Below are 26,652 nucleotides of genomic sequence, written 5' to 3'. Positions count from 1 at the left end.
GAAAAGCTTTCCTACATTGAGGAAAGCTTTTCTTATAGTTTTTTATACAGAACTTTATGCAGGCCAATCGGTTCAATTTCAAAGATTTCACCGTGTTCGTGGAAACCTAATCGTTTGTAATAGTCAGCTACAGTAATTCGGCCATTACACCATAAAATATTTGCGTTACGTTCTTGTAAAATTGTCTCGGCTTCATGGATTAGGGAGCTTCCAGCGCGTTTGTTTCGAAAGTTTGGTAATGTGGCCATTCCTCGTAGTCGATAATGAACACCTGCTAGTAAGTCAGGATATATTTCTTTTGAGAAGGAAGCGATACTAATCAGTTCATCGTTTATAAATGCGCCTAAGTGAAAGGTATCTGTTTCATAGTCGGAAGAGTATTTACAATCTGCTAATGTTTGATTCGGGCGTAAAATTTTTTGACGTAATACGTAAGTTTCAGATCCCTTAATATTTTTCACGGTAATCATATTAACATCCTTTCTTATAAGGCGTTTTCTGTTAGTTGTATAAAGAAATAGGCAGGTGCCGCGAAAAGCCCGAGTATGCTAGCAGTTCCAAGAAGGAGTGAAAGCAAGAGACAAGTGTATTTGACTCCATTTGATTGTTTCCAGCCATAACTACAAATTTCAATGCTAACACCGATGAGAATAATGGCAACGAGTACTTCCGCTAATAATAAGAGAGCTAAAGTTGCAATAGACATAATGTGATCCATCCCCATAATATGTGATAGTAACATTTTACCATATGAAACTTTAAAAAAATGCCCCTCAATTATATGAGGGGCATTTTTCTACTCTAATATGCTTTTCAATGTATCGATATGTTCTTTTGAACCTGTTACAAGTAATGTATCACCATGTTGTAGTCTCGTATCACCATGCGGGATTAATGCTTTATTGCCGCGATAAATTTGAATGACGAGTACATCACCTAAAAACGGAAGGCGACGTAGTGCAACACCGTTATATGTATTACTACGTAGTTCAACTTCACGTACTGTTTCATTCGCTGTTGTAATTAAACGAACAAGACTTGGCTTATCAATAAGGGCACGTAATAAAATACGTGTAGAGTTAATTGTTGAGAATACTGCAATATGTTCTTGCGTTGCTTTTTCTTGTAGAAGAGGATCTTCTACGCTCGCAATGACATGTTCAACACCTAGCTCTTTTGCATGTTCTGCTAATAATAAGTTTTGCTCATCATCGCTTGTTGCAACAACGACACGATCTGCATCAAAGGCTGTCTGTTCAGTTAATGATTCAATTGTCATTTTATCAAGTTTAACGATAGGGAAGTCATGAGATTTCGCTTCCTCATCATTTAGTTTGTTTTGGCGTATCATATATAGTGTTACGTCATAGTCCTCGCGTTTTAAATCAAGTGATAACGGAAGGGTAATTCGGCTCGCACCAATAATAGATACTTTTGGTTTTGGTGTTTCTACTTTTGGAAACATCTTTTTAAATAATATAGGTGCAAAAATACAAGTAATAACAGCACTTAAAATAAGAGAAGCTGATAAACTTGGACTAATGATCTCTAATTTTTCACCGATTTGTGCAGCCGCAATAACTAAAGAAAGTGTTGATGTTAATAAGATGGCACTTCCGAGTACGATATTACGTGGATACCATTTTCGTAAAACGAGTGATGGTAATAGTTTTGAGATAAATAGCCCTACAATTAATATTGGAATCATTAGCATACTTGAAGGTTCTTTGAAAATAGACCAAACTTCTAGATTTACACCAACCATTACGAAGAAAATAGGGATGAAGAAACCATATCCGATGGAATCAAGTTTTTCTACCATATCTTCATTTGGTGATAATAACGATACGAGTACACCTGCTAAGAAGGCGCCTAAAATGTTTTCTGCCCCAACCGATTCAGATAAACCAACTAATATTAAGATGAGTGCAAAAACAGCTCGTGTATCAATTTGTACACTACCAGCTTTTAAGCTATCTAAGTATGGAATGTTTTTAAAGCGTTTTGCAATGAAGTAAATAACAATACCAGCGCCGAATAGAAGGAGAAGGAGCCACATGCTTTGGCCGCTTTCGGAATTTAATCCGACGAATACAGCTAGTAAAATCATTGTAACTAAGTCTGCAATAACCGCGACTAATAAAATGATTTGTCCAATTGCTGTTTTTCCTAAGTTATTCTCTTTTAATGTTGGTACGACAACACCTAAAGAAATTGTTGAAATAATTAAAGTCATAAACATTGCATTATCTACAAATCCTAGCCATACGAATAGTAATGATAGGGCATAAGATAAGATGAAAATAAAGAAGAAGATAATACTTGCTGCTTGGAATGTGTTTGGTTCGTTTGTCGTATTCTTTTTCCCTTTTTGTTTAAAGATCGAAAAGTCAATTTCTAGACCACTTAAGAACATTAGGAAGATAAATCCTAGTGTTGATAAGACTTGAAGCCACATATCTGGCTCAATGATGTTAAATCCACTTTTACCTACAAAGATTCCTGCGATAATTTCTGCAACAACGACAGGAAGTGCTTTTAATTTAAAGCGTTGTAACAAAAGGGGAACGAAAAACGCGATTGCAACGACAACCATAAGTGATAGAACAGAAGTATGATGTTCCATTGCGTTCTCTCCCTTCAAATAAATATAGTACCTATTTAGCCATATAATAGGTAGAAAAGCAACGCATATGGATTCGATTTCATAAAGAAAGAGTTTTCTTAACATTTGTCATAATAAGTATATTTTTCATGATTCTGTTGTTAATTCCGTAATGTGGATGTAATAGGGGAAGGGATAAAAAAAGACTGCTGAGAAATCTCAGCAGTCTTTTTCATGTACATTACATTGAGAAGAAGATCCATACAGTTAAACCAACTGTTGCAGTTGCAACGAAGAAACTGTATATCATTGTAAGAATTTGAACTCTTCCTTCTCCTTCTTTTAAATGCATGAACATAATTAATTGTAATAAAGCTTGCGCAACAGCCATGATGATAATAGTTGTTAAGACTGTTGAAAGTGGCAAGGTTGTATAAAGTGCCACGTATAACGCTAGAAACGTTAATGCAAGCGATAAAATAAATCCGAAAACGTGTGACCAAGGGAATCCGCTATGCGCGTGCCCGTTTGCTTGATTGTTATTTTGACCCATTTACGCCACCATCCCGTTCAAGTAAACTAGTGTGTAAATGAAGACCCAAACAAGATCAAGGAAATGCCAGTATAAGCTGATAATGAATACTTTACGAGCTGTAACTGGTGTTAAACCTCGTTTTAAAATTTGGATAATAACACAAGTTGCCCAAATGATACCGCCTGTTACGTGGGCACCATGCGTTCCAAGAAGAACGAAGAATGCAGATAGGAAAGCACTTGTTTGAATTGTTGCGCCTTCACCAACGTACAAAATGAATTCTTCAATTTCAAAGAATAGGAAGCCTGCACCTAAAAGTAATGTAAGGATGAACCATCCAAGCATTGCTTTTTGGTTATGCTTACGCATTTCGTGAATTACGATACCACATGTGAAACTACTTGTTAAAAGTAGTAATGTTTGAATTAAAAGCGTTTTAAGTTCAAACAGTTGCGCTGGTGTTGGGCCATCTGCCGTACGACCAGCAAGGACTAGATAAGAGGCGAAAAGTGTTGCGAACAGCATAATTTCAGCCCCAAGAAAAATCCAGAATCCTAGGATGTTCAATCTGCTTTGTTCGGATTGATATTCCAAAGGTAAGCTTTTATCTAAAGCCGCCATGTCATTTCACCTCTCATGCTATATGTTCTGTTTCTTTAATTTCATCAACACTTACGTAGTAACCATCGTCATAATCGAATGAACGATAGATTAAGCAAGCTAAAATACCAATACCACCGATTGCTGCAAGCCAGAACCAGCTAAATACTAATGCAAAACCTGCAAGACCGAAGAATCCAGACGCAATAATAGGCACGCCAGAGTTACTTGGCATGTGAATTGGTTTGATATCTTCTGCCGCTGGTATAACTGTTTCTCCGCGTTTTTTCATGAACCAGAAAGCATCAGCTTCTTTGATTTCAGGAAGTTTCGCGAAGTTGTAATGTTGTACAGGAGATTGAGTTGCCCATTCAAGTGTACGGCCGTCCCATGGATCTCCAGTTGTGTCACGTTCACCGTGACGTGCACTCCAAATTACGTTGTAGCAAAGAATTAGGAAGCCGATACCCATCATTACCGCACCAACAGATGCGATTTGGTTTAGCCATCCCCATCCAAGACTTTCAGAGTAAGTGTACATACGACGAGTCATACCGTCTAAACCTAAGAAGTACATTGGGAAGAAACAGATGTTGAATCCGCTCATGAAGATCCAGAATGTCCATTTACCTAGGCGTTCATTTAACATATGACCAGTCATTTTTGGATACCAGAATGTGAATCCAGCAAGCATAGCGAATACTGTACCTGCGATTAATACGTAGTGGAAGTGAGCAATTAGGAAGTAGCTGTTATGGTACTGATAATCAGCTGCTGCCATACCAAGCATAACCCCTGTAACCCCACCGACTACGAAGTTTGGAATAAATGCCAATGACCAAAGCATTGGAACTGTAAAACGAATACGTCCTTTATACAGTGTAAACAACCAGTTAAAGATCTTAACCCCGGTTGGAATCGAAATCGCCATTGTCGAGATCGAGAAGAATGAGTTAACCGCTGGACCTGCACCCATCGTGAAGAAGTGGTGAAGCCATACGACGAAACTTAGTAACGAAATTGCGACCATTGAGTAAACCATCGCACTGTAACCGAATAGACGTTTACGTGAGAATGTACTAATGATCTCAGAGAAAATACCGAATGCCGGTAAAATAACGATATATACTTCAGGGTGACCCCATACCCAGAATAGGTTGGCCCATAACATTGGCATACCGCCGCTCGCCATCGTAAAGAAGTGAGCATCGAATAGACGGTCAAATGTCATTAATGCAAGAGCAACTGTTAATACTGGGAAAGCGAAAATAATGATAACTGTTGTAATTAAGATTGACCAAGTAAACATTGGCATTCTCATTAAAGTCATACCAGGTGTACGCATTTTTAAGATAGTAACAAGGAAGTTAATACCTGTCATTAGCGTACCGAGACCGGATATCTGTAATGCAATTGCGTAGTAGTTATTTCCTACGCCAGAAGTAAACTCTGTACCTGCCATTGGGAAGTAAGAAGTCCACCCAGCGTCTGGAGAACCACCGATTACGAAAGCGATGTTGAATAACATTGCTCCGACAAAGAATAACCAGAAACTTAAAGCATTTAAGAACGGATATGCAACGTCACGAGCACCAATTTGTAATGGTACTACAAGGTTCATTAATCCCATAACGAATGGCATTGCCATGAAAAGAATCATTACTGTACCATGCGTTGTAAAGATTCCGTTATAGTGTTCAGCGTTTAAATAAGTTGTTTCTGGGAATGTTAACTGTGCACGGATCATTAAACCATCCATACCACCACGGAATAACATGATAACCGCAGAAATTATATACATGGCTCCGATTTTTTTGTGGTCAACAGTTGTTAACCATTCGTCCCAAAGCCATTTCCATTTTTTATACTTTGTTAGTACGAAAATGATTGCTAATGTCACAAGAACGATAGAAGCGTCTGCACCGTAAATAATCGGGTCACCTGTGACAAAGAATTCATCAAGCTTCACTGTGTTCACTCCAATCTGTTGGAATAATAGCTATTATTTTTTGTTTTTGTAGTAGTTGTAATCACAATATTCAAGTGATTTTGGATCTACATAACTTAAGTGATGACTAGAGAACGTCATACGACCAACTACACCAGGTTTAACAATTTCGTTGTACTTATCTTCTGTTAGTTTAGGAGCAGTTTCTTGTACTTCTTTAACCCACTTGTCATACTTTTCTTGTGTTTTTGCTTCAACTTCGAACTCCATGTGAGTGAATCCTTCACCAGAGAAGTTCGCACTACGGCCTAGATAAGAACCAGGCTTATCAGCTTGTAAATATAAATCCATAATCATGCCGTCCATAGTGTATTTCATACCACCAAGTTCTGGAACCCAGAAAGCATTCATTGGACCTACAGAAGTCAGTTTAAATTGAATCGGTACACCAGCTGGGATGTTTAAATAGTTAACGGTTTCAATTTTTTCCTCTGGGTAACTGAATAACCATTTCCAGTTTGCAGATGTAACATAAATTTCAACTGGTTTGATATGTTTGGACTCTTCCGGAACCTCTTCCGAAGCATAAGTTGCTTTAACTGTTGGAATCGACAATGCGATAACGATAATAACAGGAACAAGCGTCCAAATGATTTCTAATAATGTGTTACCGTGTTGATCAGGTGGCTCATAGTCCATATTCTCTGGTTTTTCACGATAACGAATCAAGATGACTGTAAACAAGATGAATACAATTGCGATAATTAATGACATAAGCAAGAATGACCAAACAATTAAATCATACTGTGCTTTTGCAACAGGTCCTTGCGGATTTAATACTGCGAGTTTCTTATCACAGCCACCGAGGAACAGAAGTAATGATAACGGAAGAAGCGAAGCCAGCTTCCAAAACGTTTTCTTTAGTTGCACGATTGAAAATCTCCTTTCTCCTTGGATTGAAACTATGCCAATAAAACAATATAAACCTATTAATTTATAGATGGCAATAGTTTTTGTGATATTGTTAAAAAATAGACACAAATGCACACTTTTTAAGGTGAATATCATTTGTAACTTGATTATATTGTAAACCATTTTCCAGTGAAAAACGTGATTGTGAAAATTTTAAGATAAATAAAGTTATACCAAGATATCCAAAAAATAGAAAAAAGCTATCTTATCATAAGAAAGATAGCTGAATATTTTGTATATTTAGTTTACTTCTTTTTTTAGGTTTATTTGTTGTTCAAATGTGACAACTTTTTTATATTTAACTTGGTATAAAATGTAACAAATAATCATAAATGGAATGCCGCAATAAAGAGCAATTCTCTGATCTGGAATGAAAGCTAAACTAACAAATGTAATGAAATTGAGTGAGAATGCTACGATTGGAACTAGCGGATAAAGTGGTGTGCGATATTTTAAATCATTTATGTCGCCACCATTTTTCACAAAGCTTCTACGGAAGAAAAACTGTGAAGCCGCAATTGACATCCAAACGACAACAGCAGCCATTGCTGCAATAGATGTTAGGACTAAAAAGACAGTATCTGCTGCAAATACACTTGTTAATAGGGATAGACTTGCAAAGATTAGACTGAAAATCAATGCGTTTAGTGGTACACCCTTTTTAGTTAACTTCGTAAATGCTGGACTGGCCATTCCTTGTTTTGCCATCGCCCAAAGCATACGAGAATTCGCGTATAGACCAGAGTTAGCTACAGATAATACAGCTGTAATAATAACAAAATTCATAATGTCAGCTGCATATGGAACACCTGCTACATCAAATACAAGTACAAATGGACTTTCGACTAGGTTAGCCTCTTGCCATGGGAGTAAACCTACGACAACTGATATTGCTAAGACGAAAAAGAATAGAGTACGCCAAATTGTATTTTTGATTGCTTTTGGAATTGTTTTTTCAGGATTTTCACTTTCTCCTGAAGCAATTCCGATTAATTCTGTTCCTTGGAAGGAGTAATTTACTGTAATCATCGTAAGAAGAACAGCTAATGCACCATTTGGAAATAGCCCGCCATTTTCAGTGAAATTGTGAAGCATTGGAGCTGGTTTTCCGTTAAAGTCTAGTAGACCGAACATAACTGCACCACCGAGTACGATGAAAACAACAATAGTTGCGACTTTTACACTTGCGAACCAAAATTCTGCTTCTGCGTATGCTTTTGCTGATAAAGCGTTCACAAGAAAGAGTGCTGCCGCAAATGTAACACACCAAATCCACGAAGAAACGTCTGGAAACCAGCGCTTCATTAAAATACTTACAGTTGTTAACTCTACTCCAACTGTAACAGCCCAATTTAACCAATACATCCAACCGACGACAAAACCAAAACCAGGTGAAATAAATTTGCTTGCATAGCTTTGGAATGAACCTGCTTCTGGCATAGCAACCGATAATTCACCAAGACATAACATCGTTAAATACATAACAAATCCACCGACTAAAAATGCAAGAATAGCACCGCCAGGTCCAGCGTTATGGACGATTTGACCAGATCCCATAAATAGACCAGTTCCTATGACACCACCCAGTGCAATCATAAATAAATGTCTACTTTTCATGGTTCGTTTTAAATCTGTTTGTTCTACTTGTTGATTCATATGCCCCTCACCCCGTTAGTTTCTTGTGTGTATTAACTGGTTTCATTCTGAGTTTTTAATCATTAGTGGGGGATGTGACACATACTCAGTTTATTTGTTATGAAATGAATGGAGTATGCAAAAAAAAGAACTATGACTAAATACTCTAAGAATGTTTATTAACAAGGTGATATCTTCACTATGTTAATAATTTTGATTTTAGCAAAATATTCTGGGAAAGTATATTGTTTTTTCTTTTTATTAAAAATAATTAGAATTTTATAACGATACAGATGTGAAGAATAATTCACAGAATCTTTCTAGCAAACTAGTGAGAAGAAAGGTACAATGGTAGAGGTTACGTCTTTAAAATAATTGATATAATGGAGTTTGGTTAATGGTGAAAAAGTTAAAATATATTTTTATTCTAGGTATAATATTATGCGTAGCTTTTTTGGTAGGGAAAAATAAAATTATGCAAAAAGCGCAGCAAATACGATTAGATTTCATGTCTGAAATGAAAGAAGCAACAATGATTGAAAATGTACCATTCATAAAACAGTTACCAGAATTACCTCGAGGATGCGAAGTGACAAGTTTAGCGATGTTATTACAATATAAAGGTATTCAAATAGATAAGATGCAACTTGCTAGTGAGATTCATCGCGTTCCATTTGAACAGAATGGATTGAAGGGAAATCCTTATGAAGGATTTGTTGGTAACATTTATACGAAATCTGAACCTGGATATGGCGTATATAATCAACCGATTTTTAATTTAGCAGAAAAATATATTCCTGAAAAAGTACTCAATTTAACGGGTAGAGATGTGCAAGATGTATATAAAGTAATTAGTTCTGGTTCACCAGTTTGGGTCATTATTAATACGACGTTTAAGCCGCTAGCTGAAAGTAGTTTTGAAACATGGAATACGAGCTCAGGAGAAGTGAAAATTACATATTATGAGCATAGTGTAGTAGTGGTTGGATACGATCAAAACTTTGTATATGTAAATGATCCTCTAAAAAACAATCCACGTTTCGCTGTCCCGCGAGCAGAATTTGAGAAAGCTTGGGAGCAAATGGGGAAACAAGCTATTACTATTTTATAAAAATAAAAAGTCATCTTGCGATGGCTTTTTATTTTTAATTCATTAAGATAGAAAATTCAGAAGATTCTTTTAAAAGTTAACAATTCACGTTATAATAACATTTAACTTGGTGAAGAAGGAGAGAAGAGAAATGGATGTTGCAAAAGAACTTGTTTTGTCAAAGAATCAGTTGATTGAGTGGAGAAGGCATTTTCATAAGTATCCAGAGCTATCTTTTCAAGAAGAAAGAACATCTCAATTTGTATTCGATATACTTCAGAATATCCCGCATTTAGAAGTATCAAGACCTACTAAATATAGTGTAATGGCAAAGTTAACCGGTAAGAAACCTGGTAAAACAATTGCGGTTCGTGCTGATATGGATGCTCTTCCTATTCATGAAGAAAATGAGTTTGATTTTATTTCTACATACCCAGGTGTGATGCATGCGTGCGGTCACGATGGACATATCGCGATATTACTTGGGGTCGTACATAAGTTAGTAGAAGAAAGAGAAAAGGTTAAAGGAGAAATTCGTTTTCTATTTCAGCATGCAGAAGAAAATTTTCCAGGCGGTGCAGAAGAAATGGTCGCGGCAGGGGTAATGGAAGGTGTGGATTACATTATCGGTGCTCATCTTTGGGCTGCGTTAGAAGTTGGGAAAATTGGTGTAACGTATGGTCCGGCAATGGCTGCACCAGATGTTTTTAAAATTACAATAGAAGGAAAAGGGGGACATGCTGGAATCCCTCATGAAACAGTTGATAGTATTGCAATTGGTACACAAGTCGTTTCGCAGCTTCAGCAAATTGTATCTCGCCTCACGAATCCATTAGATTCTCTCGTAATATCTGTTACACAATTTCATGCGGGAACAACTCACAATGTGATACCAGAGCAAGCGGCGATTGAAGGGACAGTGAGAAGTTTAAGACATGAATTAAGAGGAGAAACAGAAGAGAAAATTAAGCGGATTGTGAGACATACTACGGAATCTTACGGAGCGAAATATACATTTTCTTATGAATATGGGTATCGACCAGTTGTAAATGATTATGAAGCTACCGAACTTATTGAACGCACTGCATTGCAACTTTATGGAAGAGAAAGGGTTGTTCAGTTGCAACCAACGATGGCCGGAGAAGACTTTTCTGCATTTTTACAAAAGGCACCAGGGACATTCTTTTTTATCGGAGCAGGAAATAAAGCGAAGGGAATTATATACCCTCATCACCATCCTCGTTTTACGATTGATGAAGATGCACTACCGATTGGGGTGGAAGTTTTTGTATCATCCATTATGAATTTCATAAATAAAGGAGAATGAGATGAAGAAAATACACGTGCTAGCGCTTATTCCAGTTCTTTGTTTAGTAGTTGGACCAGTATTTGCAAATTCGGTCACTCCTTACGTACTCGGGATGCCATTTTTATTATTTTGGGTATTATTATCAGTGCTCATTACGTCTCTTTGTATGGGACTTGTGTACGTATTTGATCCTGCTAATAAGGGGGATGTGAAATGACCGCATTACTTATCATTATATTATTTTTGTTTCTCGCACTATTTTTAGGGATTCGGGCACAACATGGAAAAGATATGAATTTAGAGCAATGGTCAGTTGGTGGAAGAGGATTTGGCACTATTTTTGTTTTTCTTCTGATGGCAGGTGAGATTTATACGACTTTCACATTTTTAGGTGGAAGTGGATGGGCATATAGTAAAGGAGCTCCTACTTTTTATATTTTAGGTTATGGTGCATTGGCTTATATTTTATCTTACTTTTTATTGCCACCAGTTTGGAAGTATGCGAAAGAACATAATCTTGTTTCACAGCCAGATTTTTTTGTGAAGAAATATAAGAGTCAGACACTTGGCATTATCGTTTCTATCATTGGAGTTATTTCGATTATCCCATACCTTGTTTTACAGTTAAAAGGATTAGGAATTATCGTTTCAGAAGCATCTTACGGAAGGGTATCACCAGTTATTGCAGTGTGGATTGGGGCAATTGTTATAACGATATATGTAATGGTTTCAGGTATACATGGCTCTGCTTGGACGGCCGCTTTGAAGGATATTATGATACTGTTTATCGTTATGTTTTTAGGTATATATTTACCATATCATTATTACGGAGGATTTCAGCCGATGTTTGAAGCTGTAGAAGCAGCAAAACCAGGATTTTTATCTTTACCTGATGAAGGAATGAGCATTTCTTGGTTTGTTTCTACTATTGTATTAACAGCTCTCGGCTTCTATATGTGGCCCCATACATTCGCTTCTGCTTTCTCTGCAAAAAACGAAAAAGTATTTCGTAAAAATGCGGCAATTATGCCACTGTATTCTTTAGTTTTACTTTTCGTGTTCTTTGCAGGATTTGCAGCTATCTTGCAAGTTCCTGGATTAAAGGGAGGGGATGTAGACCTTTCGTTATTCCGTCTGGCTCTTCAAACTTTTGATCCTTGGTTTATTGGGATTATTGGTAGTGCTGGGGTTTTAACAGCATTAGTTCCAGGTTCTATGCTTGTTATGGCCGCTTCTACATTGTTAGCAAAAAATATTTACCGGACAATGGTCCCAGCTGCTTCGGACAGACAAGTTGCTAAAGCAGCTAAATTATTTGTACCTGTAGTAACACTAGTAGCAGTTTTGTTTACATTTAAAGGGGGAGAAACAATAGGAGCGCTTCTATTAATGGGTTACAGTATCGTTACACAACTTTTTCCTGCGCTTGTATGCAGTTTGTTTACACGCCAAATTATTACGAAGCAAGGGGCAATTGCAGGAATGGGGATGGGGCTGTTAGTAGTTGCATATATCACTTTATCAGGTTCTACTATAGCTACAATGTTTCCGGGTTTCCCCCAATATATAAAAGATTTAAATGTAGGAATAGTCGCATTGTTAATGAATATGATTGTAATGTTTATAGTTAGTTGGTTCACGAAAAGTGTATCGATAAAGAAAAACAATATAATAGTAGAAAAGTAATCCTTGTATTAGAGCTATCTTCAAAAAAGAGATAGCTCTTTTTTGTATATATTTTCTTCTATTAGCGGAATCTAACTAAAAACTTGTTGAAAAGGAAGTTAGGTGGGGGACTTGTTAGAGTTAAAAGGTAACTTATTTGAAGTTATGAAAGAAATTAGGGATGAGTTAGGTTCGCCTAATGATTTAACAATTAGGGAAGTTGCCCTTGCTGGTAGTTTTACACGCTGTGCTGTTGTTTTTTATGTGGGTTAACAGATAAGGATAATGTTTATAAATATGTAGTTCGTACACTTCAATATGAAGAAGTACAAGAAGCAGCTGTTGTTCAAACGTTATTGGATCGTTTTATTTCTATTGCGGAAGTTGGTAAGAAGACAACGTTCCCGGATATTATAAATGCAATTTTAGCGGGAGATACAGTCATATTAATCGATAATATTCAAACTGCTATCGTGATTAATAGTAGAGCTTGGGAGAAAAGAAGTTTAGAGCCTCCGGTGACAGAAGATTTAATACGTGGGCCGAGAGTTGGATTAAATGAAGATATTAACGTTAATAAAATGTTAATTCGCCGTAGTTTACGTGATCCAAAGTTGAGGTTCCAATCTTATATTATGGGGAAGCGATCGCAGAAAGAAGTAACCCTAGTATATATAGAAGATATTATTAATCCTCACATTGTAAAAGAGCTAGATCGGCGTCTTCAATCAATAGTGACAGATGTCATTTTTGAGACGGGTACAATTGAGCAATTAATTCAAGATAATAATTTGTCACCGTTTCCGCAGTTTTTGAATACGGAAAGGCCTGATAATATTGTGGCCTCATTAGCGAAAGGAAAGGCAGCTATTTTGGTGGATGGATCACCGTTTGCTCTTATCGCGCCACTCGTATTTGTTGATATTTTTCAATCTGTGGAAGATCATTATGAGCGTTGGGTAATAGGGACTTTATTAAGAATTTTGCGGATGGGTTCTGGTATAATTGCGGTTTTAATGCCAGCGATGTATGTAGCGCTCGTCTCATATCATCAAGGACTTATTCCTTCTAAATTGGCTTATTCAATCGCTGGGGCAAGAGAAGGTGTTCCGTTTCCTGCATATATTGAAACGTTAATGATGGCATTAACGATGGAGTTAATACGAGAAGCTGGAATTAGGTTGCCGAAACCGATGGGGCAAACAATTGGGATTGTAGGTGGTCTAGTAATTGGGGAGGCTGCGGTGAATGCAGGGATTGTAAATCCGTTCTTAGTAATTATTATTGCAGTGACTGCAATTGCTACTTTTTCATTACCTGTATACAGTATTACGATTACGTTTCGGATTTTACTTTTTGTATTTGTATTAGCTGCAACGGCTTTTGGATTGTATGGAATTATTTTAGCGCTTATCGCACTTGCTGTTCATATTACAAATTTAACAAGCGTTGGTGTACCGTATACAACTCCAATTGCTCCTGCATTTTATAAAGATTGGAAAGAAGAAATTATTCGTTTGCCAAAATCAATGCTGAAAGAGAGACCGGAATATTTACAAACGAAGGATTCTACAATACGTCCAAAGGAGCGAGAATAATTGAAACCATTTGAGTATGGCGATGAAGAGATTGGATCTCGGGAAATTGGGTTTGCGGTATCTTCAACAATTATTGGTATAGGGGCATTGTCTATGCCAAGAGATATCGCTAACCAAACTTTGTTTTCGGACGGTTGGATTATTTTGCTTTTGGGTGGATTGGTGTGTGCAGTTTTAGGTTGGTTTGTAACGAGGGTAGCTATTTTATTCCCGAAACAAAACTTTGTTCAATATACAAGTGCGCATTTGACAAAGCCTGTTGCATACACGATTAGTAGCATTTTAGTATTAACGTTTGCTGCGTTGACGGCATATGAATCGCGAATGATTTCAGTCATTTCCCAAACGTATTTATTTAGTGATACACCAATACAACTACTGTCTTTCTTCTTCTTATTAGTTGTTATTTATGGAATAGCAGGATCAAGAGCGGCTTTATTAAGGTTAAATGTTCTATTTTTACCTATTGTTTTAATTGCGATCGTGCTTCTTTCTTTATTGAATATAAATTTAATGGAAATAAATAATTTGCTACCAGCTTTTCAGACGAAAGTGAGTCAATATGCTGTTGGAGTTAAGAATTCTATTTTTACGTTTATTGGATTTGAAGTAGCTCTGTTTTATGCTGTGTTGTTAAACGATAAGACGGCAAAAAAAGCACCAATGGCAGTTGCGAAAGCGGTAATGGTAAATGTGCTGTCGTACATTTTAATTTATGTAACTTGTATTAGTGTTTTTACGTATATGACAACTCGTGGATTGACGTACCCAACAATTGAATTAGGGAAAGAAATTGAAATTGGTGGAGGGTTTTTAGAAAGGTTCGATGCAATTTTTTTTACAACTTGGATTATTACTATTTATAACACTACAGCCATGTATTATGACGTCGCATCTTTATTATTTTGTGCTATGTTTCCAAAAGTGAAGAAACATATTTTCATTTTTGTAAGTGCCCCGATTATTTTTATGGCGAATATGATACCTAGTAGTTTGAATGAATTGTCGAATTATGGAACTTACTTAGCTTGGATAGATATGGGGTTTGTCGTGTTAGCGCCTTTGTTAGTTTTTATTGTATATAAAATAAAAAGAAGGAATGGTAGAAATGAAACACCTTCTTAAAATTATAATGGTTATGGTTTTAGTTGGATCTATAAGTGGGTGCTCTGAGCTAGAAGAAATAGAAGAACGAGGATTTGTAGTAGGTGCAGCCTATGATATTGTGAAAAAAAAGAAAGCGAATCCAATTATGAAAGGTACGTATCAGATGGTACTTCCCAGTAAGTTAGCGCAGCAAGGTGGACAAGGTGGTGGAGAAAGCGAGAATTATATTAACGTTAGTGCGAAAGCAGATAATGTCTTTGAACAAATACGAATTATCGCAAAAAAAATTAGTCGCTCATTCTTCTTTCCGCATATACAAGTCATAATTTTTTCTAAAGATTTATTAGTGAATCCATATGTTTTACAAAATACGTTAGATGTATATATTCGTGATCATGAGATGAGACGAAATATTCGTTTGTTCGTTTCTGATAAAGATGCAGAAGCTATTTTGAAGCAGAGCGCTAAGCCTGAAAATTTACCAGCGCAGTATATTGATATGTTAGCTGAACATCCTCCAAAAAATGCCCAAATGATTGAGGCTGCAAGAATTGGTGAGGTTCAGGAAAAGATGATTTCCAATCGAAGTTTCGTATTACCTATTCTTGAATTAACAAAGCAAGGTGTACAAATGAACGGGGCAGCGTTGTTCCGTGGGAAGGATAACAAGTGTGTAGGTAGTTTGAATGGTGAGGAAACATTAGGGATGAATTATATAATAGGTAAAAAAATTGGAGGTTTTTTTACCATCCGCAAAAAAAATCAACTTATTACATATGAAATTCATAAGTTGCGTCGGAAAATTAAAGTATCTACAACGAATGTTACAAAACCAAAGTTTAATATTCACTTATTTTTGGAAGGTACAATAGCTGAGTTACACTTTAGTGATCATAAAAAGGTCTTGAATGAAAAACGTTTAGAGAAGGATATTTCGGAGGAAATGGAGAAGCGCATCCGAAAATCGATTAAGCTTGTTCAAAAAAAATATAAGGTAGATGTATTAGAATTAGGGGAAGTATATAAGCGGCATAATTATAAAGAGTGGAAAAAAATAAGTAAGAATTGGGATCAAGGTGAAAATTACTTTAGTGATGCTGAGGTTACTATTCATGTTCATCCGACAATTGAACATTCGGGTTCAGCTTTACCAAAAAGAGTAAAGTAAGGTGATGGAAGGTGTTTACTGGATTAGGGATTAGTTGCACAATATTAATGGCAGTTCTTCCGGGAGCCATATACTACATTCATAAAAAAATTACAACGTATGGAGCACAGCCTTGGAATACAGATATACAAAAAAAGAAACCTGAATAATTTCAGGTTTCTTTCGCACAAAGCATATATGAAGGGGGATACCTTCTATGTATGCTTTGTTTTTATACAAGCCCTAACCAATGTACCAATTGTGTAGAGAGGAATGTCACAACAATGGCGATAACGGTAGGGATTGCAAACGATAAGAATGTCCATTTTGCACTTTTTGTTTCTTTATATATGTTAACCAGTGTTGTTCCGCATGGGAAATGAAGAAGTGAGAACAACATTGTGTTTAGCGCTGTTAACCAAGTCCAACCATTTTCTAAGAATAGATTTTTAATTTGATTAAAATCATCTATTTCAGTTAAAGCTCCGGTTGATAAGTAAGACATTAATAAAATCGGGATAACAATTTCATTCGCTGGTAGTCCAAGAATGAATGCAGCTAGAATAAAGCCGTCAAGTCCTAACATTTTAGCGAATGGATCTAGGAAGTTTACAAAATACATAAGTAGGCTCGTGTCACCGATGAAAATATTAGCTAGTAACCAAGTTAATGCAGCCGCAGGGGCAGCTACAACAACAGCACGTTTTAAAACATAGACTGATTTATCGAGTGTTGCACGTACAATTGTATTCCAAACCTTTGGCTTCCGGTACGGCGGTAACTCAAGTGTGTAGTGAGTTGGAACGCCTTTTAAAGCTGTTTTTGATAGTACCCAAGAAACGGTTAATGTCATAATAACACCAATTACAACCATTCCAACTACAACGCCGGCAGTAACAAGTGTTTGCATGCTGCCTGTATAACCAGCGGCCATAAATAGTGAAGCCATTAAAATTAACATAGGCCAGCGACCGTTACAAGGGACGAAGTTGTTTGTTAAGATTGCAAGCATACGTTCACGTGGTGATTCAATAATACGTGTTGACATGATGGCTGCAGCATTACAACCAAATCCCATTGCCATTGTTAAAGATTGTTTGCCGTGTGCACCAGAGCGTTTGAATAAGCGGTCCATATTAAACGCAACGCGTGGTAGGTATCCATAGTTTTCTAATAGTGCGAACATAGGGAAAAAGATTGCCATAGGTGGTAACATAACACTAATAACAGCACCGATACCACGGAATAAACCAAGTATTAAAATGCCATGTAACCATTCAGGTGCATGCATTGCTTGGAACCAAGATGTTAAATATCCTTCTGTCCATCCGAAGAATTCGGCAATCATATCAGAAGGTACGTTAGCACCTGCAATTGTAAGATAAAAAATGATAGATAAAATACCTAACATAATTGGGAATCCCCAGATTGGAGATGTGAAAATTTTATCTAGTTTCTCAGAACGATATAATTTATCCGTATTTGTATATTGAACAGATTCTTTACATATGCTTGCAGATGTTCGATAAATATCTCCGACAATATCATCTCGTATATCTTCTTTTGAAAGTGTTTGTGCATGTTGAATAATATAGTCTAATGGAAGAGCTTTACTGGCTGAGTGAGATTCCATTAATTACGACCTCCCTTACAAGTGGTTCATTATGGTGTTTTTGAAGTGTAGTTAAGAAATTTTTATCTCCATCTAATATACGTAACGCAATCCAACGTGCTGGATACGTATCACCGAACACTTTATAAATTTGTGGTTCTAATTCTCGAATCATATTTTCGATTTTTTCACTATAAGTAACTTTAATTGGTGTTGGAATTAGCTTTTTGTTTGCTACTTTGGCAATGACATTTAGTAAATGACCGATGCCTACTCGGTTACGAGCGGAAATTTTAACTACAGGTACACCGAGTGATTTTGCTAATTTCTTTTCATCGATAACGATGCCTTTTTTCTCAGCTTCATCAATTAAGTTAATACAAATGACTACGTTACTCGTCATTTCCATCACTTGGAGTGCTAAATTTAAATTTCTTTCCATAGCAGTTGCATCGATAACAACTACAGTTACTTCTGGTTTTTCAAATATAATATAATCCCTTGCTACTTCTTCATCCGTAGAATTTGAATATAGTGAGTAAGTTCCAGGTAAATCTATTAATGTATATTTACTACCGTTATGTTCATATTCCCCTTCAGCTTTTAAAACAGTTTTTCCTGTCCAGTTTCCAGTATGTTGTTTTAAGCCTGTTAAAGTATTGAATAATGTACTTTTCCCGGTATTCGGGTTGCCAGCTAAAGCAATGCGATGTTTGCTCATCTGAAATCATCTCCTATTAATACCCCGAAAATAAGGGAACTTTCTTCCTTACGTAGTGCAATAGTTGTGTTGCTTACTTGATAAGCGACCGGATCGCCAAGTGGACTGCGTTGTAATACTTTAATCGTTGCGCCAGGGATAAATCCTAAATCTAATAAACGTCGTTTCATAGTTCCTTCTAATTGTATCTTCTCAATTTGTACAAACTCTCCTGTCTTAAATTCGGAAAGTGGTTTTGTATTAGCCGATACCATAAAAGTTACCTCATCTCTATATTGTTAGTTTAAGTTTAAAAAGTTTCCTTAGGTAAACTTTTTGTTAGTAATATAGTAGACTACATTGGATGATGCTGTCAATTGGTACTTTAAAAATATTCATTTATTTTTAGAATTGTTCCAATTTATTTAGTTGTACTAAAAAATATTACTGAAATTCTTTGTAATGTGCATAAATTAGGCGCGTAAAAGTAACAAAATACAGCAGAATTGTAAATGTAACTTTAACTAAAAGGGAAAAAGAGTGAAAAACATTTACATTGAATTTACATTGTTAAGAGTAAATTTACATTACAGCTTAATTAGTGTGGATTTTGTTGGGTTCTTTAACTATAAATGTTGGGATTACTAGTTTTTAAGGATTATTATCGTCATTTACTTAAAATTAAAAATTGCTTAACACTCACATAATATTGTTGTCCTACAATGAATTTGTGTTCGAAAGAAAATGAATTCGAAAAGCGATAATCCAAATGGGGGTACAAGACATGGTTATGAAAAAAGGTATTAAATTTTCTTTAGCAGCTTTAGTTATGGCAGGTGCATTAGTTGGATGTGGAAAAGCAGAAAGTACGGATAAAGAGGCTGCTAAAGGAAGCGATAATGCGAAACAAGAATTATCAGGTACGATTGCAGCGGCTGGTTCTACAGCTCTTCTACCTCTTGCGGAGGAAGCTGGAAAGAAATTCATGGAGAAAAACTCGAAAGTTTCTATTCAAGTTCAAGGTGGCGGTAGTGGAACTGGGATTAACCAAGTAGCATCTGGTGCGGTACAAATTGGTAACTCAGATGTTCCGTCCTCAGATAAAATAAAAGATGCTGAAAAGGCAAAAGAATTAGTAGATAACAAGGTAGCGGGTATTGCATTCGCTCTTGTCGTAAATAAAGATGTAAAAGTTGATAACTTAACAGTACAACAAGTACAAGATATCTTCACTGGAAAAGTAACAAACTGGAAAGAAGTAGGCGGGAAAGATGAAAAAATTAACGTAATTAATCGTCCAGCTTCATCTGGTACACGTGCTACATTCGAAAAAACGATTATGAAAGATGCAAAAATTAACGATGGAACTGGTACAACACAAGATTCTAACGGTGCAGTAGAGCAGGCAATTAATTCTACGCCAGGTTCAGTAAGTTATTTAGCAATGTCTTACATGGTTGGCGATAAAAAAGGTGCATTACAAACAGTGAAAATTGATGGTGCTGAACCGAAAGTTGAAAACATTTCGTCTGGTAAATATCCATTCTGGTCTTACGAATATATGGTAACAAAAGGTGAAGCGAAAGAAGCAACAAAAGCTTACATCGATTATGTAAAAGGTAAGGATTTTGAAAAGCAAGTAGAAGATATGGGTTACATTCCAATGTCTAAATTAAGTAAATAATCAAATTTATAGGGCTGGCTGCAAGGCCAGTCCTGTTCATTTCAATCTGTGAAGTGGGGTCTGTCCTGTGATGAAGGGGAAAAAACAAATTAATTACGTGAAAAGTGAATATATAGGAAGATCACTTGTTACGTTTTGTGGTATTTTAATTGTTTTAATTACATTAGCTATTATTGCGTTTATTTGTGGTAAAGGAATTCAATCTTTTACGCAAAGTGGAATCTCATTTACTGAGATGTTAACATCGACAAAATGGAATCCAAATGCTGACGAAGGAACCTTTGGGGCTTTGATTTTCATTGTAGGTTCAACGGTGGTTTCGTTAGGTGCGGTTATTATTAGTGCACCGATTGCTATAGCTCTTGCTATATTCATGAATTTAATTTCGCCGAAGTTTGGAAATAAAGTATTGAAGCCTGTTTTAGAATTATTAGTCGGTATTCCTTCAGTTGTATACGGATTATTAGGGGTTACGATTTTAGTTCCGCTATTACGTGATTCGTTTGGTGGAGTGGGCTTTAGTTTAATTGCAGGTATTGTTGTATTAAGTATTATGATTTTACCTACTATTGCTAGTATCGCTTCTGATGCAATACGCTCTGTTCCGTTTGATTATTTAGAAGCTTCTTATGGTCTAGGATCAACGAAATGGCAAGCGGTTAGCCGAGTGATTGTTCCTGCTGCGAAAAAAGGGATTTTAACAGGTATTGTTTTAGGTTTAGCGCGTGCTTTTGGTGAAGCGTTAGCGGTTCAAATGGTAATCGGAAACACGATTAAATTACCAGAAGGAATATATAGTCCGACAGCAACGTTAACAGGTATTTTGACAATGGATATGACAAATACATTGAACGGAACTGCGTGGAACAATGCGCTATGGACTTTAGCGATGATTTTACTTGTTATTTCATTCCTGTTTATTTTAGTAATTCGAGCGATTGGGCAAAGAGGTGAGCGATAATAATGAATGCAAGAACGGTAAATAAAGTTTGGACAGGTATCTTTTATGCAGTTGCGGCTTTAGTTGTAGCGCTGCTAGTGTTCTTAGTGTTTGAAATTTTACAAAAGGGATGGGGTTTTTGGGATCCTAATTTCTTGTTTGGAGAACCAAGCAATACAAGAGCTGGTGGTGGAATTGGTCCGCAGTTATTTAATTCCTTCTACATGCTTGTTATAACACTTGTTATTTCTATTCCTCTTGGATTAGGTGCGGGAATATATTTAGCAGAGTATGCAAAACAAGGACGTTTTTTAAATTTTGTTCGTTTATGTATTGAGACAATGGCATCTTTACCTTCTATTGTTGTTGGTTTATTCGGTTTGTTAGTGTTCGTTACAATGACAGGCTGGGGATACACAGTAATGGGTGGTGCTCTTGCTTTAACTATTTTAAACTTACCAGGTTTAACACGTGTTTGTGAAAATGCGATTTCGGAAGTCCCTCATAATGTAAAAGAGGCAAGTCTTGGATTAGGTGCAACAAAGTGGCAAACGATCGCTCGTATTATTATTCCGTCATCATTACCGCAAATTATTACAGGAATTATTTTAGCGGCGGGTCGTATATTTGGAGAAGCGGCAGCGTTAATTTATACAGCGGGTTTAACATCTCCAATTTTAAATTCGGCAGTAGAATTATCAAGTCCTGCGCATCCTTTAAATCCATTTAGACCAGCTGAAACATTAGCGGTTCACATTTGGAAGTTGAATTCTGAAGGGGTTATCCCAGATGCGAAGTTGATTGCGACAAAATCTGCAGCGGTATTAATTATTATGGTATTACTATTCAACGTTATTTCACGCTTGATAGCATCTGTATTACACAAACGTTTTACAGGAACGAAGAGAAAAAGTAAAACGACGAAGAAGGTAAAAGCAGCATAGGTTATAAAGAAGAACTCTCTATTTATAAGTAGGGAGTTCTTTTTGTATTTTAATATAGAAGGAATGGATAATACGATGTTGAATGGGTATTGATTGATTCTTATTTAGAACAAGGGCATAGTGTGATATTGGATAGTCCATGTCTATATAAAGGGGTGGTTGAAAAAGGAATTAAGTTGTCTAATAAACATGGTGTGAAATATAAATATATTGAGTGTTATCTGAATGGTATGGAAGAGATTAACAATAGGTTGCGAACACGTAAGCGTATGGTCAGTCTAATTGAAAAGGTAGAGTCGGAAGTAGCTTTTAAAAAGTGGTTAAACGGTAGTAAAAGACCTTTAAATAGTGAATATATTATTGTGGATTCTAGTGAACCTCTAGAACGGTATACGGAAAAATGATGGAGTATATGAGTAGGTAGAGAAAAAGGGTTATCTTCATGAATGAAGATAACCCTTTTTCTTTTAAATATCAGGTGTTTCTGTAGAAGTGCTTATTTTTCTGCGAGAGCGCCTTTTTCTCCCAATTTTATCTAATAGTTCATACATAACTGGAACCACTACTAAGGTAAGGACGGTTGAAACTGCCAGGCCACCGATCACAACAACGGCCAGACTTTTTGATACCATACTTCCTGCTTGAGATTGACCAAATAGGAGTGGGAGCATAGCGACAATTGTTGTAATAGCTGTCATAATAATCGGGCGTAGTCTAGTAGAACCTGCTTCAAGTAAGGCTTCTCTCGTTTCCATGCCATGTTCCCGGTTTTGTTGTACTCTTTCTATTAATACAATAGCGTTTGTAACAACAATCCCGATTAACATTAATGCACCAATCAAGGAATTTACATCAACAGGTGTTCGTGAAATAATCAATCCTAAAATACCGCCGACAGCAGCTAATGGCAGGGAGAATAAGATTGCAAAAGGGGCGCGTGCTTGCCCAAATGTGATAACCATAATTAAATACACAATCCCGATTGCGATCCCCATAATTTTGAATAGGTCTGTAAAGTTTTCTTGCATAGATTCAGTGGCACCTGCGAGATTTACTTTAGCTCCGCTAGGTAAATCTAATTCAGTTATCGCTTTATTTACTTCTGCGCTTACTTTACTTAAATCTTCATTTGAAGCTTCTGCGGTAATTTGAATCGTTTCTTTTCCGTCTTTATGGAAAATTTCTGTTTGAGTTTGTTTTTCTGAAATAGTTGCGATGTCTTTTAAAGGGATTGGTCCATTAATAGGTGATAGTATGTTTGTGTTTAAAATATCTTCTTGTTTATTAATGTTTTCTTTTTTGTGTTCTATCATAATAGTAGTTTTTTCATTATTAATTGTAATTTCGCCAATAGGTGATTTTTTCATAAGGAATGCTACTTGTTGCGCAGCTATTTCTGGTGTTAAACCTAGTTGTTCGGCCTTTGTTTGATCGATATAAATTTGCCATTCTTTCTTAGAGTCTTCTAAATTCGTTTTTACTTTAGAAAGAATATCCATGCTTTTTAGTTTTGTTTCGACGATAGTAGCTGCCTCTTTTAAATTCGTTTCGTTAGTAGCTGTTACGTTAAATTGCAAATTGTTACCGCCACCGGAGCTCGAATAACTTGTTTTTATATAATCAAGTTCAGCAGGCTCAAAAGTTTTGTTTTCTTTTTTTAACTCTTTAATATATTGATCGATATCAGAACCTTTTTTGAAGACTACAAATATACTGGTAAGGTTATTTTTAGTTGTTTGCCCCCATTGTGCATCTTCTGCGCTAGATCCCATTCGTAAAATAACGTCTGTTACATCTGAATTAGAAAGTAGTTTCTTTTCGAAATCAAATGCTTTTTGTTTTTGAGCTTCAGCGTTATAATCGGCTGGAAATGTCATGTTAATAGATAACATTGTGTCGTCTTCAGATTTTATGTTTGCTTTCGGTAGTAATATATAGGCTGCGATTGATCCTACAAATAATAAAAAAGAAGTAAATAGAATGATGAATTTATGAGAAAGAGCCCACTTTAATGTAGCGACATATCGTGGTGAAGAGCTCGGTTTTCGATGCTTTGTTTTTTTGAGTAGTAAAAAGGCCATAAGTGGAACAACTGTTAGTGCAACGATTAAGGAAGATAGAATAGAATATACAACTGCTAATACCATAGGTAACATTAATTTTCCGATTGCTCCTGATACGAGGCCGATAGGTAAAAAAACAGCGACCGTTGTTAAAGTAGAAGAAGTAATTGCGACGGCAACTTCTTTCGTTGCATCGAGAATAATATCTTTAGAGAAAGCTTCTTTTTGTAAACGGCGGAAAATATTCTCAATGACAACGATACTATCATCGACGAGACGTCCAACTGCAACTGCCAAGCCGCCGAGAGTTAAAATGTTAAGTGTGATGTTAGATTGGTGTAGTAAAAAGAGTGTTAATAAAATAGATAAAGGAATACTGACGACAGCGATAAGTGTCGTTCGGAAGCTACGTAAGAAAAATAAGATAATAAGAGTTGCAGCAATGGCCCCAAGGATTACTTCTTTTCCCATACTAGTAACAGCATTTTCAACTTGTTCGTGAGTTGAGGCTAAAAGCTTAATAGAAAACTGACCTTTATACTCCTTATCTATATCCTTAACCTTTTTATCAATTTCTTTTCCGATTGCCACCGCATTTTTACTAGGCTCTTTCATGATGATTAATCCTGTACCTTCTTCTCCATTTATATGTGAGATTGTATCGTAGTGTTGTTTAAGTTCAATTTGGGCAACATCTTGTAATTTTACTTGAGGTGCAACGGTGATGTTTTTAATGTCATCTACATTTTTTATATCCCCGATGACGCGAAGGTTGTATTCTTCCGTGTTAACGGTAATCGCTCCAGTTGGAGTGGAAGTTTCTTTCCCTTGTAAAGCTTTTAATATTTGCTCTGATGTTACGTTTTTATCTTTTAGTTTGCTAGGATCAAGTACGATGGATAATTCGGAAGTTGATTTTCCGAAAAACATGACATTGGCAACACCATCAATGTTTTCGAGTTGTGGTACGATTTCTTTCTCGATTTGTTTTTCATCTGCTTTTGAAAATCCGTGTTGCTTCTGGATGGTAATTTGAGCGAGTGGAATCATAGACGTATTTAATTGGCTAACTACAGGCTTAGTTACATCTTTAGGTAATTTAATCGTACTAACTGCTTTTTCGACTTCGCGTGCTGCGTCTTTCATATTTGCCTTGGATGTATATGCAATGTCGATCCGTGATAATCCCTCGTGTGTGGAGGAAGTGATGCCATCAATATGTTCTAAATTACGAAATTGTTTTTCGAGGGGATCAGTTACTTCCTTGGTCATCGTTTCAGCATCAAGTCCTTGAGATAATGTCGTTACAGTTATTGCGGGGTTATCGATGCTTGGTAAAAATTCCATCGGTAATTTAGAACCGGAATAAACGCCGAGTATGGAAATGAGAAAAACCATGATAATAATAGCGGCGCGGTTTTTTAATGAAAACTTTGTTAACCTATCCATAAGATAATTCCTCCATTAGTATTTATAGTTTTGTGGGCACTTTCTTACTATATAACAAAAAATGGATATCTTTCATTAATTAAATGTAAAAAAATTCTAACAATAATCTTAAGTTAATGTTTTTGGCGACATTTCATTATTTTTAGAAAGTGAAATATCTGATTGGAGAGGAGGTATTCACTTGAGTTGCTTTTTAGTACGGGGGATCCTTTTCTTGCGTCTAACGTGTATCGTTATTTTATAGAGAGATAAATGATTATGAAGTTTAATATAGAAGAGAGTGAAATACAGTTTGGTTGATCAGAGTGTTTTGGCATATAATCAAAATACTTGCTTTCAGTAGAGAGGATAAAGAGTCTTACTATAGAAGAAAGTAGGATAGATAATTTTTTTTGTGTTTTTTTATAAAAACACTTGTTATTTAAAAACCATGATGGTATATTAATAAACGTCGCTGATGCGGAAACGCAGAAAACGACAAAAAGAAATTTTAAAACTTAGTTGACATCGAAAAATGAAGATGTTAATATGATGAAGTCGCTTCTGAAGCGGCGGACAAGTTCTTTGAAAACTGAACGAAACAAACAACGTGAAACGTCAATTTTTATTTTTAGATGCTAGACAAACTAACTTTATTGGAGAGTTTGATCCTGGCTCAGGATGAACGCTGGCGGCGTGCCTAATACATGCAAGTCGAGCGAATGGATTAAGAGCTTGCTCTTATGAAGTTAGCGGCGGACGGGTGAGTAACACGTGGGTAACCTGCCCATAAGACTGGGATAACTCCGGGAAACCGGGGCTAATACCGGATAACATTTTGAACTGCATGGTTCGAAATTGAAAGGCGGCTTCGGCTGTCACTTATGGATGGACCCGCGTCGCATTAGCTAGTTGGTGAGGTAACGGCTCACCAAGGCAACGATGCGTAGCCGACCTGAGAGGGTGATCGGCCACACTGGGACTGAGACACGGCCCAGACTCCTACGGGAGGCAGCAGTAGGGAATCTTCCGCAATGGACGAAAGTCTGACGGAGCAACGCCGCGTGAGT

The 26,652-nt window shown here is 36.4% G+C and carries 22 protein-coding genes, 1 rRNA gene and 2 pseudogenes (1 of these 25 running past the window's edge); 13 read left to right on the top strand and 12 right to left on the bottom strand.

What is annotated here, in order from left to right:
- Positions 1–32: 32 nt before the first annotated feature.
- The 8 genes from EUC40_RS22450 to EUC40_RS22415 all read right to left on the bottom strand — a co-directional run bounded on the left by EUC40_RS22450 (position 33) and on the right by EUC40_RS22415 (position 8,316).
- Positions 33–470, bottom strand: a complete 438-nt coding sequence (locus tag EUC40_RS22450; protein ID WP_156576646.1) for a GNAT family N-acetyltransferase — start codon at positions 468–470, stop codon at positions 33–35.
- 14 nt (positions 471–484) lie between these two features.
- On the bottom strand, positions 485–742 hold the full coding sequence (locus tag EUC40_RS22445) for a DUF4022 family protein (protein ID WP_156576645.1): 258 nt from the start codon (positions 740–742) through the stop codon (positions 485–487).
- 54 nt (positions 743–796) lie between these two features.
- Positions 797–2,626: a monovalent cation:proton antiporter family protein gene (locus EUC40_RS22440; protein ID WP_156576644.1), complete on the bottom strand. Its 1,830-nt coding sequence runs from the start codon at positions 2,624–2,626 to the stop codon at positions 797–799.
- 220 nt (positions 2,627–2,846) lie between these two features.
- A complete protein-coding gene (gene qoxD / locus EUC40_RS22435) occupies positions 2,847–3,158 on the bottom strand; it encodes a cytochrome aa3 quinol oxidase subunit IV (protein ID WP_000531386.1) in 312 nt (103 codons plus the stop codon).
- Entirely contained in the window at positions 3,159–3,761 is a 603-nt protein-coding gene (qoxC, locus tag EUC40_RS22430; RefSeq protein ID WP_071710300.1) for a cytochrome aa3 quinol oxidase subunit III, read from the bottom strand.
- 13 nt (positions 3,762–3,774) lie between these two features.
- The gene (gene qoxB, locus EUC40_RS22425) at positions 3,775–5,709 is read right to left on the bottom strand and encodes a cytochrome aa3 quinol oxidase subunit I (RefSeq protein ID WP_000762381.1); all 1,935 of its coding nucleotides are present in this window, start codon (positions 5,707–5,709) and stop codon (positions 3,775–3,777) included.
- 33 nt (positions 5,710–5,742) lie between these two features.
- Entirely contained in the window at positions 5,743–6,618 is an 876-nt protein-coding gene (locus tag EUC40_RS22420; protein WP_071710301.1) for a cytochrome aa3 quinol oxidase subunit II, read from the bottom strand.
- Between the two features lie 282 nt (positions 6,619–6,900).
- Positions 6,901–8,316 (bottom strand): amino acid permease, encoded by a 1,416-nt coding sequence (locus EUC40_RS22415; RefSeq protein ID WP_151626408.1) that lies wholly within the window; start codon positions 8,314–8,316, stop codon positions 6,901–6,903.
- A gap of 376 nt (positions 8,317–8,692) precedes the next feature.
- Here EUC40_RS22415 and EUC40_RS22410 point away from each other — a divergent pair, with 376 nt between their 5' ends.
- From EUC40_RS22410 to EUC40_RS27075, 8 genes and pseudogenes are all read left to right on the top strand, one after another.
- Positions 8,693–9,406, top strand: coding sequence for a C39 family peptidase (locus EUC40_RS22410; protein WP_000239431.1), 714 nt, complete (start codon positions 8,693–8,695; stop codon positions 9,404–9,406).
- 130 nt (positions 9,407–9,536) lie between these two features.
- Entirely contained in the window at positions 9,537–10,712 is a 1,176-nt protein-coding gene (locus EUC40_RS22405; RefSeq protein ID WP_156576643.1) for an amidohydrolase, read from the top strand.
- Position 10,713: 1 nt separating this feature from the next.
- Complete coding sequence (locus EUC40_RS22400) at positions 10,714–10,911, top strand: DUF3311 domain-containing protein (protein WP_002134449.1); 198 nt, start codon at positions 10,714–10,716, stop codon at positions 10,909–10,911.
- The gene (locus tag EUC40_RS22395; protein ID WP_156576642.1) at positions 10,908–12,380 is read left to right on the top strand and encodes a sodium:solute symporter family protein; all 1,473 of its coding nucleotides are present in this window, start codon (positions 10,908–10,910) and stop codon (positions 12,378–12,380) included. The genes EUC40_RS22400 and EUC40_RS22395 overlap by 4 nt, the downstream gene beginning before the upstream one ends.
- A gap of 102 nt (positions 12,381–12,482) precedes the next feature.
- Positions 12,483–13,957 (top strand): annotated as a pseudogene (gene gerLA, locus EUC40_RS22390) (spore germination protein GerLA).
- Positions 13,958–15,082, top strand: a complete 1,125-nt coding sequence (gene gerLB / locus EUC40_RS22385) for a spore germination protein GerLB (protein WP_156576641.1) — start codon at positions 13,958–13,960, stop codon at positions 15,080–15,082. It begins immediately after the preceding pseudogene.
- The gene (locus tag EUC40_RS22380) at positions 15,066–16,232 is read left to right on the top strand and encodes a Ger(x)C family spore germination protein (RefSeq protein ID WP_156576640.1); all 1,167 of its coding nucleotides are present in this window, start codon (positions 15,066–15,068) and stop codon (positions 16,230–16,232) included. The genes gerLB and EUC40_RS22380 overlap by 17 nt, the downstream gene beginning before the upstream one ends.
- Before the next feature lie 11 nt (positions 16,233–16,243).
- On the top strand, positions 16,244–16,381 hold the full coding sequence (locus EUC40_RS27075) for a hypothetical protein (protein ID WP_000493994.1): 138 nt from the start codon (positions 16,244–16,246) through the stop codon (positions 16,379–16,381).
- Positions 16,382–16,443: 62 nt separating this feature from the next.
- Here the strand turns inward: EUC40_RS27075 and EUC40_RS22375 are convergent, their stop codons facing one another.
- The 3 genes from EUC40_RS22375 to EUC40_RS22365 are packed head-to-tail and all read right to left on the bottom strand — an operon-like array spanning position 16,444 to position 18,798.
- A complete protein-coding gene (locus tag EUC40_RS22375) occupies positions 16,444–17,844 on the bottom strand; it encodes a nucleoside recognition domain-containing protein (protein ID WP_156576639.1) in 1,401 nt (466 codons plus the stop codon).
- The gene (locus EUC40_RS22370) at positions 17,822–18,544 is read right to left on the bottom strand and encodes a FeoB small GTPase domain-containing protein (RefSeq protein ID WP_156576638.1); all 723 of its coding nucleotides are present in this window, start codon (positions 18,542–18,544) and stop codon (positions 17,822–17,824) included. The genes EUC40_RS22375 and EUC40_RS22370 overlap by 23 nt, the downstream gene beginning before the upstream one ends.
- Positions 18,541–18,798 (bottom strand): FeoA family protein, encoded by a 258-nt coding sequence (locus tag EUC40_RS22365; RefSeq protein WP_000252989.1) that lies wholly within the window; start codon positions 18,796–18,798, stop codon positions 18,541–18,543. The genes EUC40_RS22370 and EUC40_RS22365 overlap by 4 nt, the downstream gene beginning before the upstream one ends.
- Positions 18,799–19,307: 509 nt before the next feature.
- On the opposite strand from EUC40_RS22365, the gene EUC40_RS22360 reads away from it, so the two are divergent.
- The 4 genes and pseudogenes from EUC40_RS22360 to EUC40_RS22345 form a co-directional block, all read left to right on the top strand.
- Positions 19,308–20,207 (top strand): phosphate ABC transporter substrate-binding protein PstS family protein, encoded by a 900-nt coding sequence (locus EUC40_RS22360; protein WP_071710309.1) that lies wholly within the window; start codon positions 19,308–19,310, stop codon positions 20,205–20,207.
- 70 nt (positions 20,208–20,277) lie between these two features.
- Positions 20,278–21,168 (top strand): phosphate ABC transporter permease subunit PstC, encoded by an 891-nt coding sequence (pstC, locus tag EUC40_RS22355; protein WP_033665411.1) that lies wholly within the window; start codon positions 20,278–20,280, stop codon positions 21,166–21,168.
- A 2-nt stretch (positions 21,169–21,170) separates the two neighbouring features.
- Positions 21,171–22,091, top strand: a complete 921-nt coding sequence (gene pstA, locus EUC40_RS22350; RefSeq protein WP_000994146.1) for a phosphate ABC transporter permease PstA — start codon at positions 21,171–21,173, stop codon at positions 22,089–22,091.
- Positions 22,092–22,162: 71 nt separating this feature from the next.
- A pseudogene (locus tag EUC40_RS22345) lies at positions 22,163–22,515 on the top strand (P-loop nucleotide/nucleoside kinase family protein); the annotation flags it as partial.
- 43 nt (positions 22,516–22,558) lie between these two features.
- On the opposite strand, the gene EUC40_RS22340 reads toward EUC40_RS22345, so the two are convergent.
- The gene (locus EUC40_RS22340) at positions 22,559–25,603 is read right to left on the bottom strand and encodes an efflux RND transporter permease subunit (protein ID WP_156576637.1); all 3,045 of its coding nucleotides are present in this window, start codon (positions 25,601–25,603) and stop codon (positions 22,559–22,561) included.
- 632 nt (positions 25,604–26,235) lie between these two features.
- Between EUC40_RS22340 and EUC40_RS22335 the strand changes: the two genes are divergently transcribed.
- Positions 26,236–26,652, top strand: a 16S ribosomal RNA gene (locus EUC40_RS22335) (it continues 1,135 nt past the right edge of the window).

The sequence above is a fragment of the Bacillus luti genome (assembly GCF_009739945.1).
Lineage (GTDB): Bacteria > Bacillota > Bacilli > Bacillales > Bacillaceae_G > Bacillus_A > Bacillus_A luti.
Note: the sequence above shows the minus strand (reverse complement) of the source record. Positions and strands in the feature narration are given on the sequence as shown.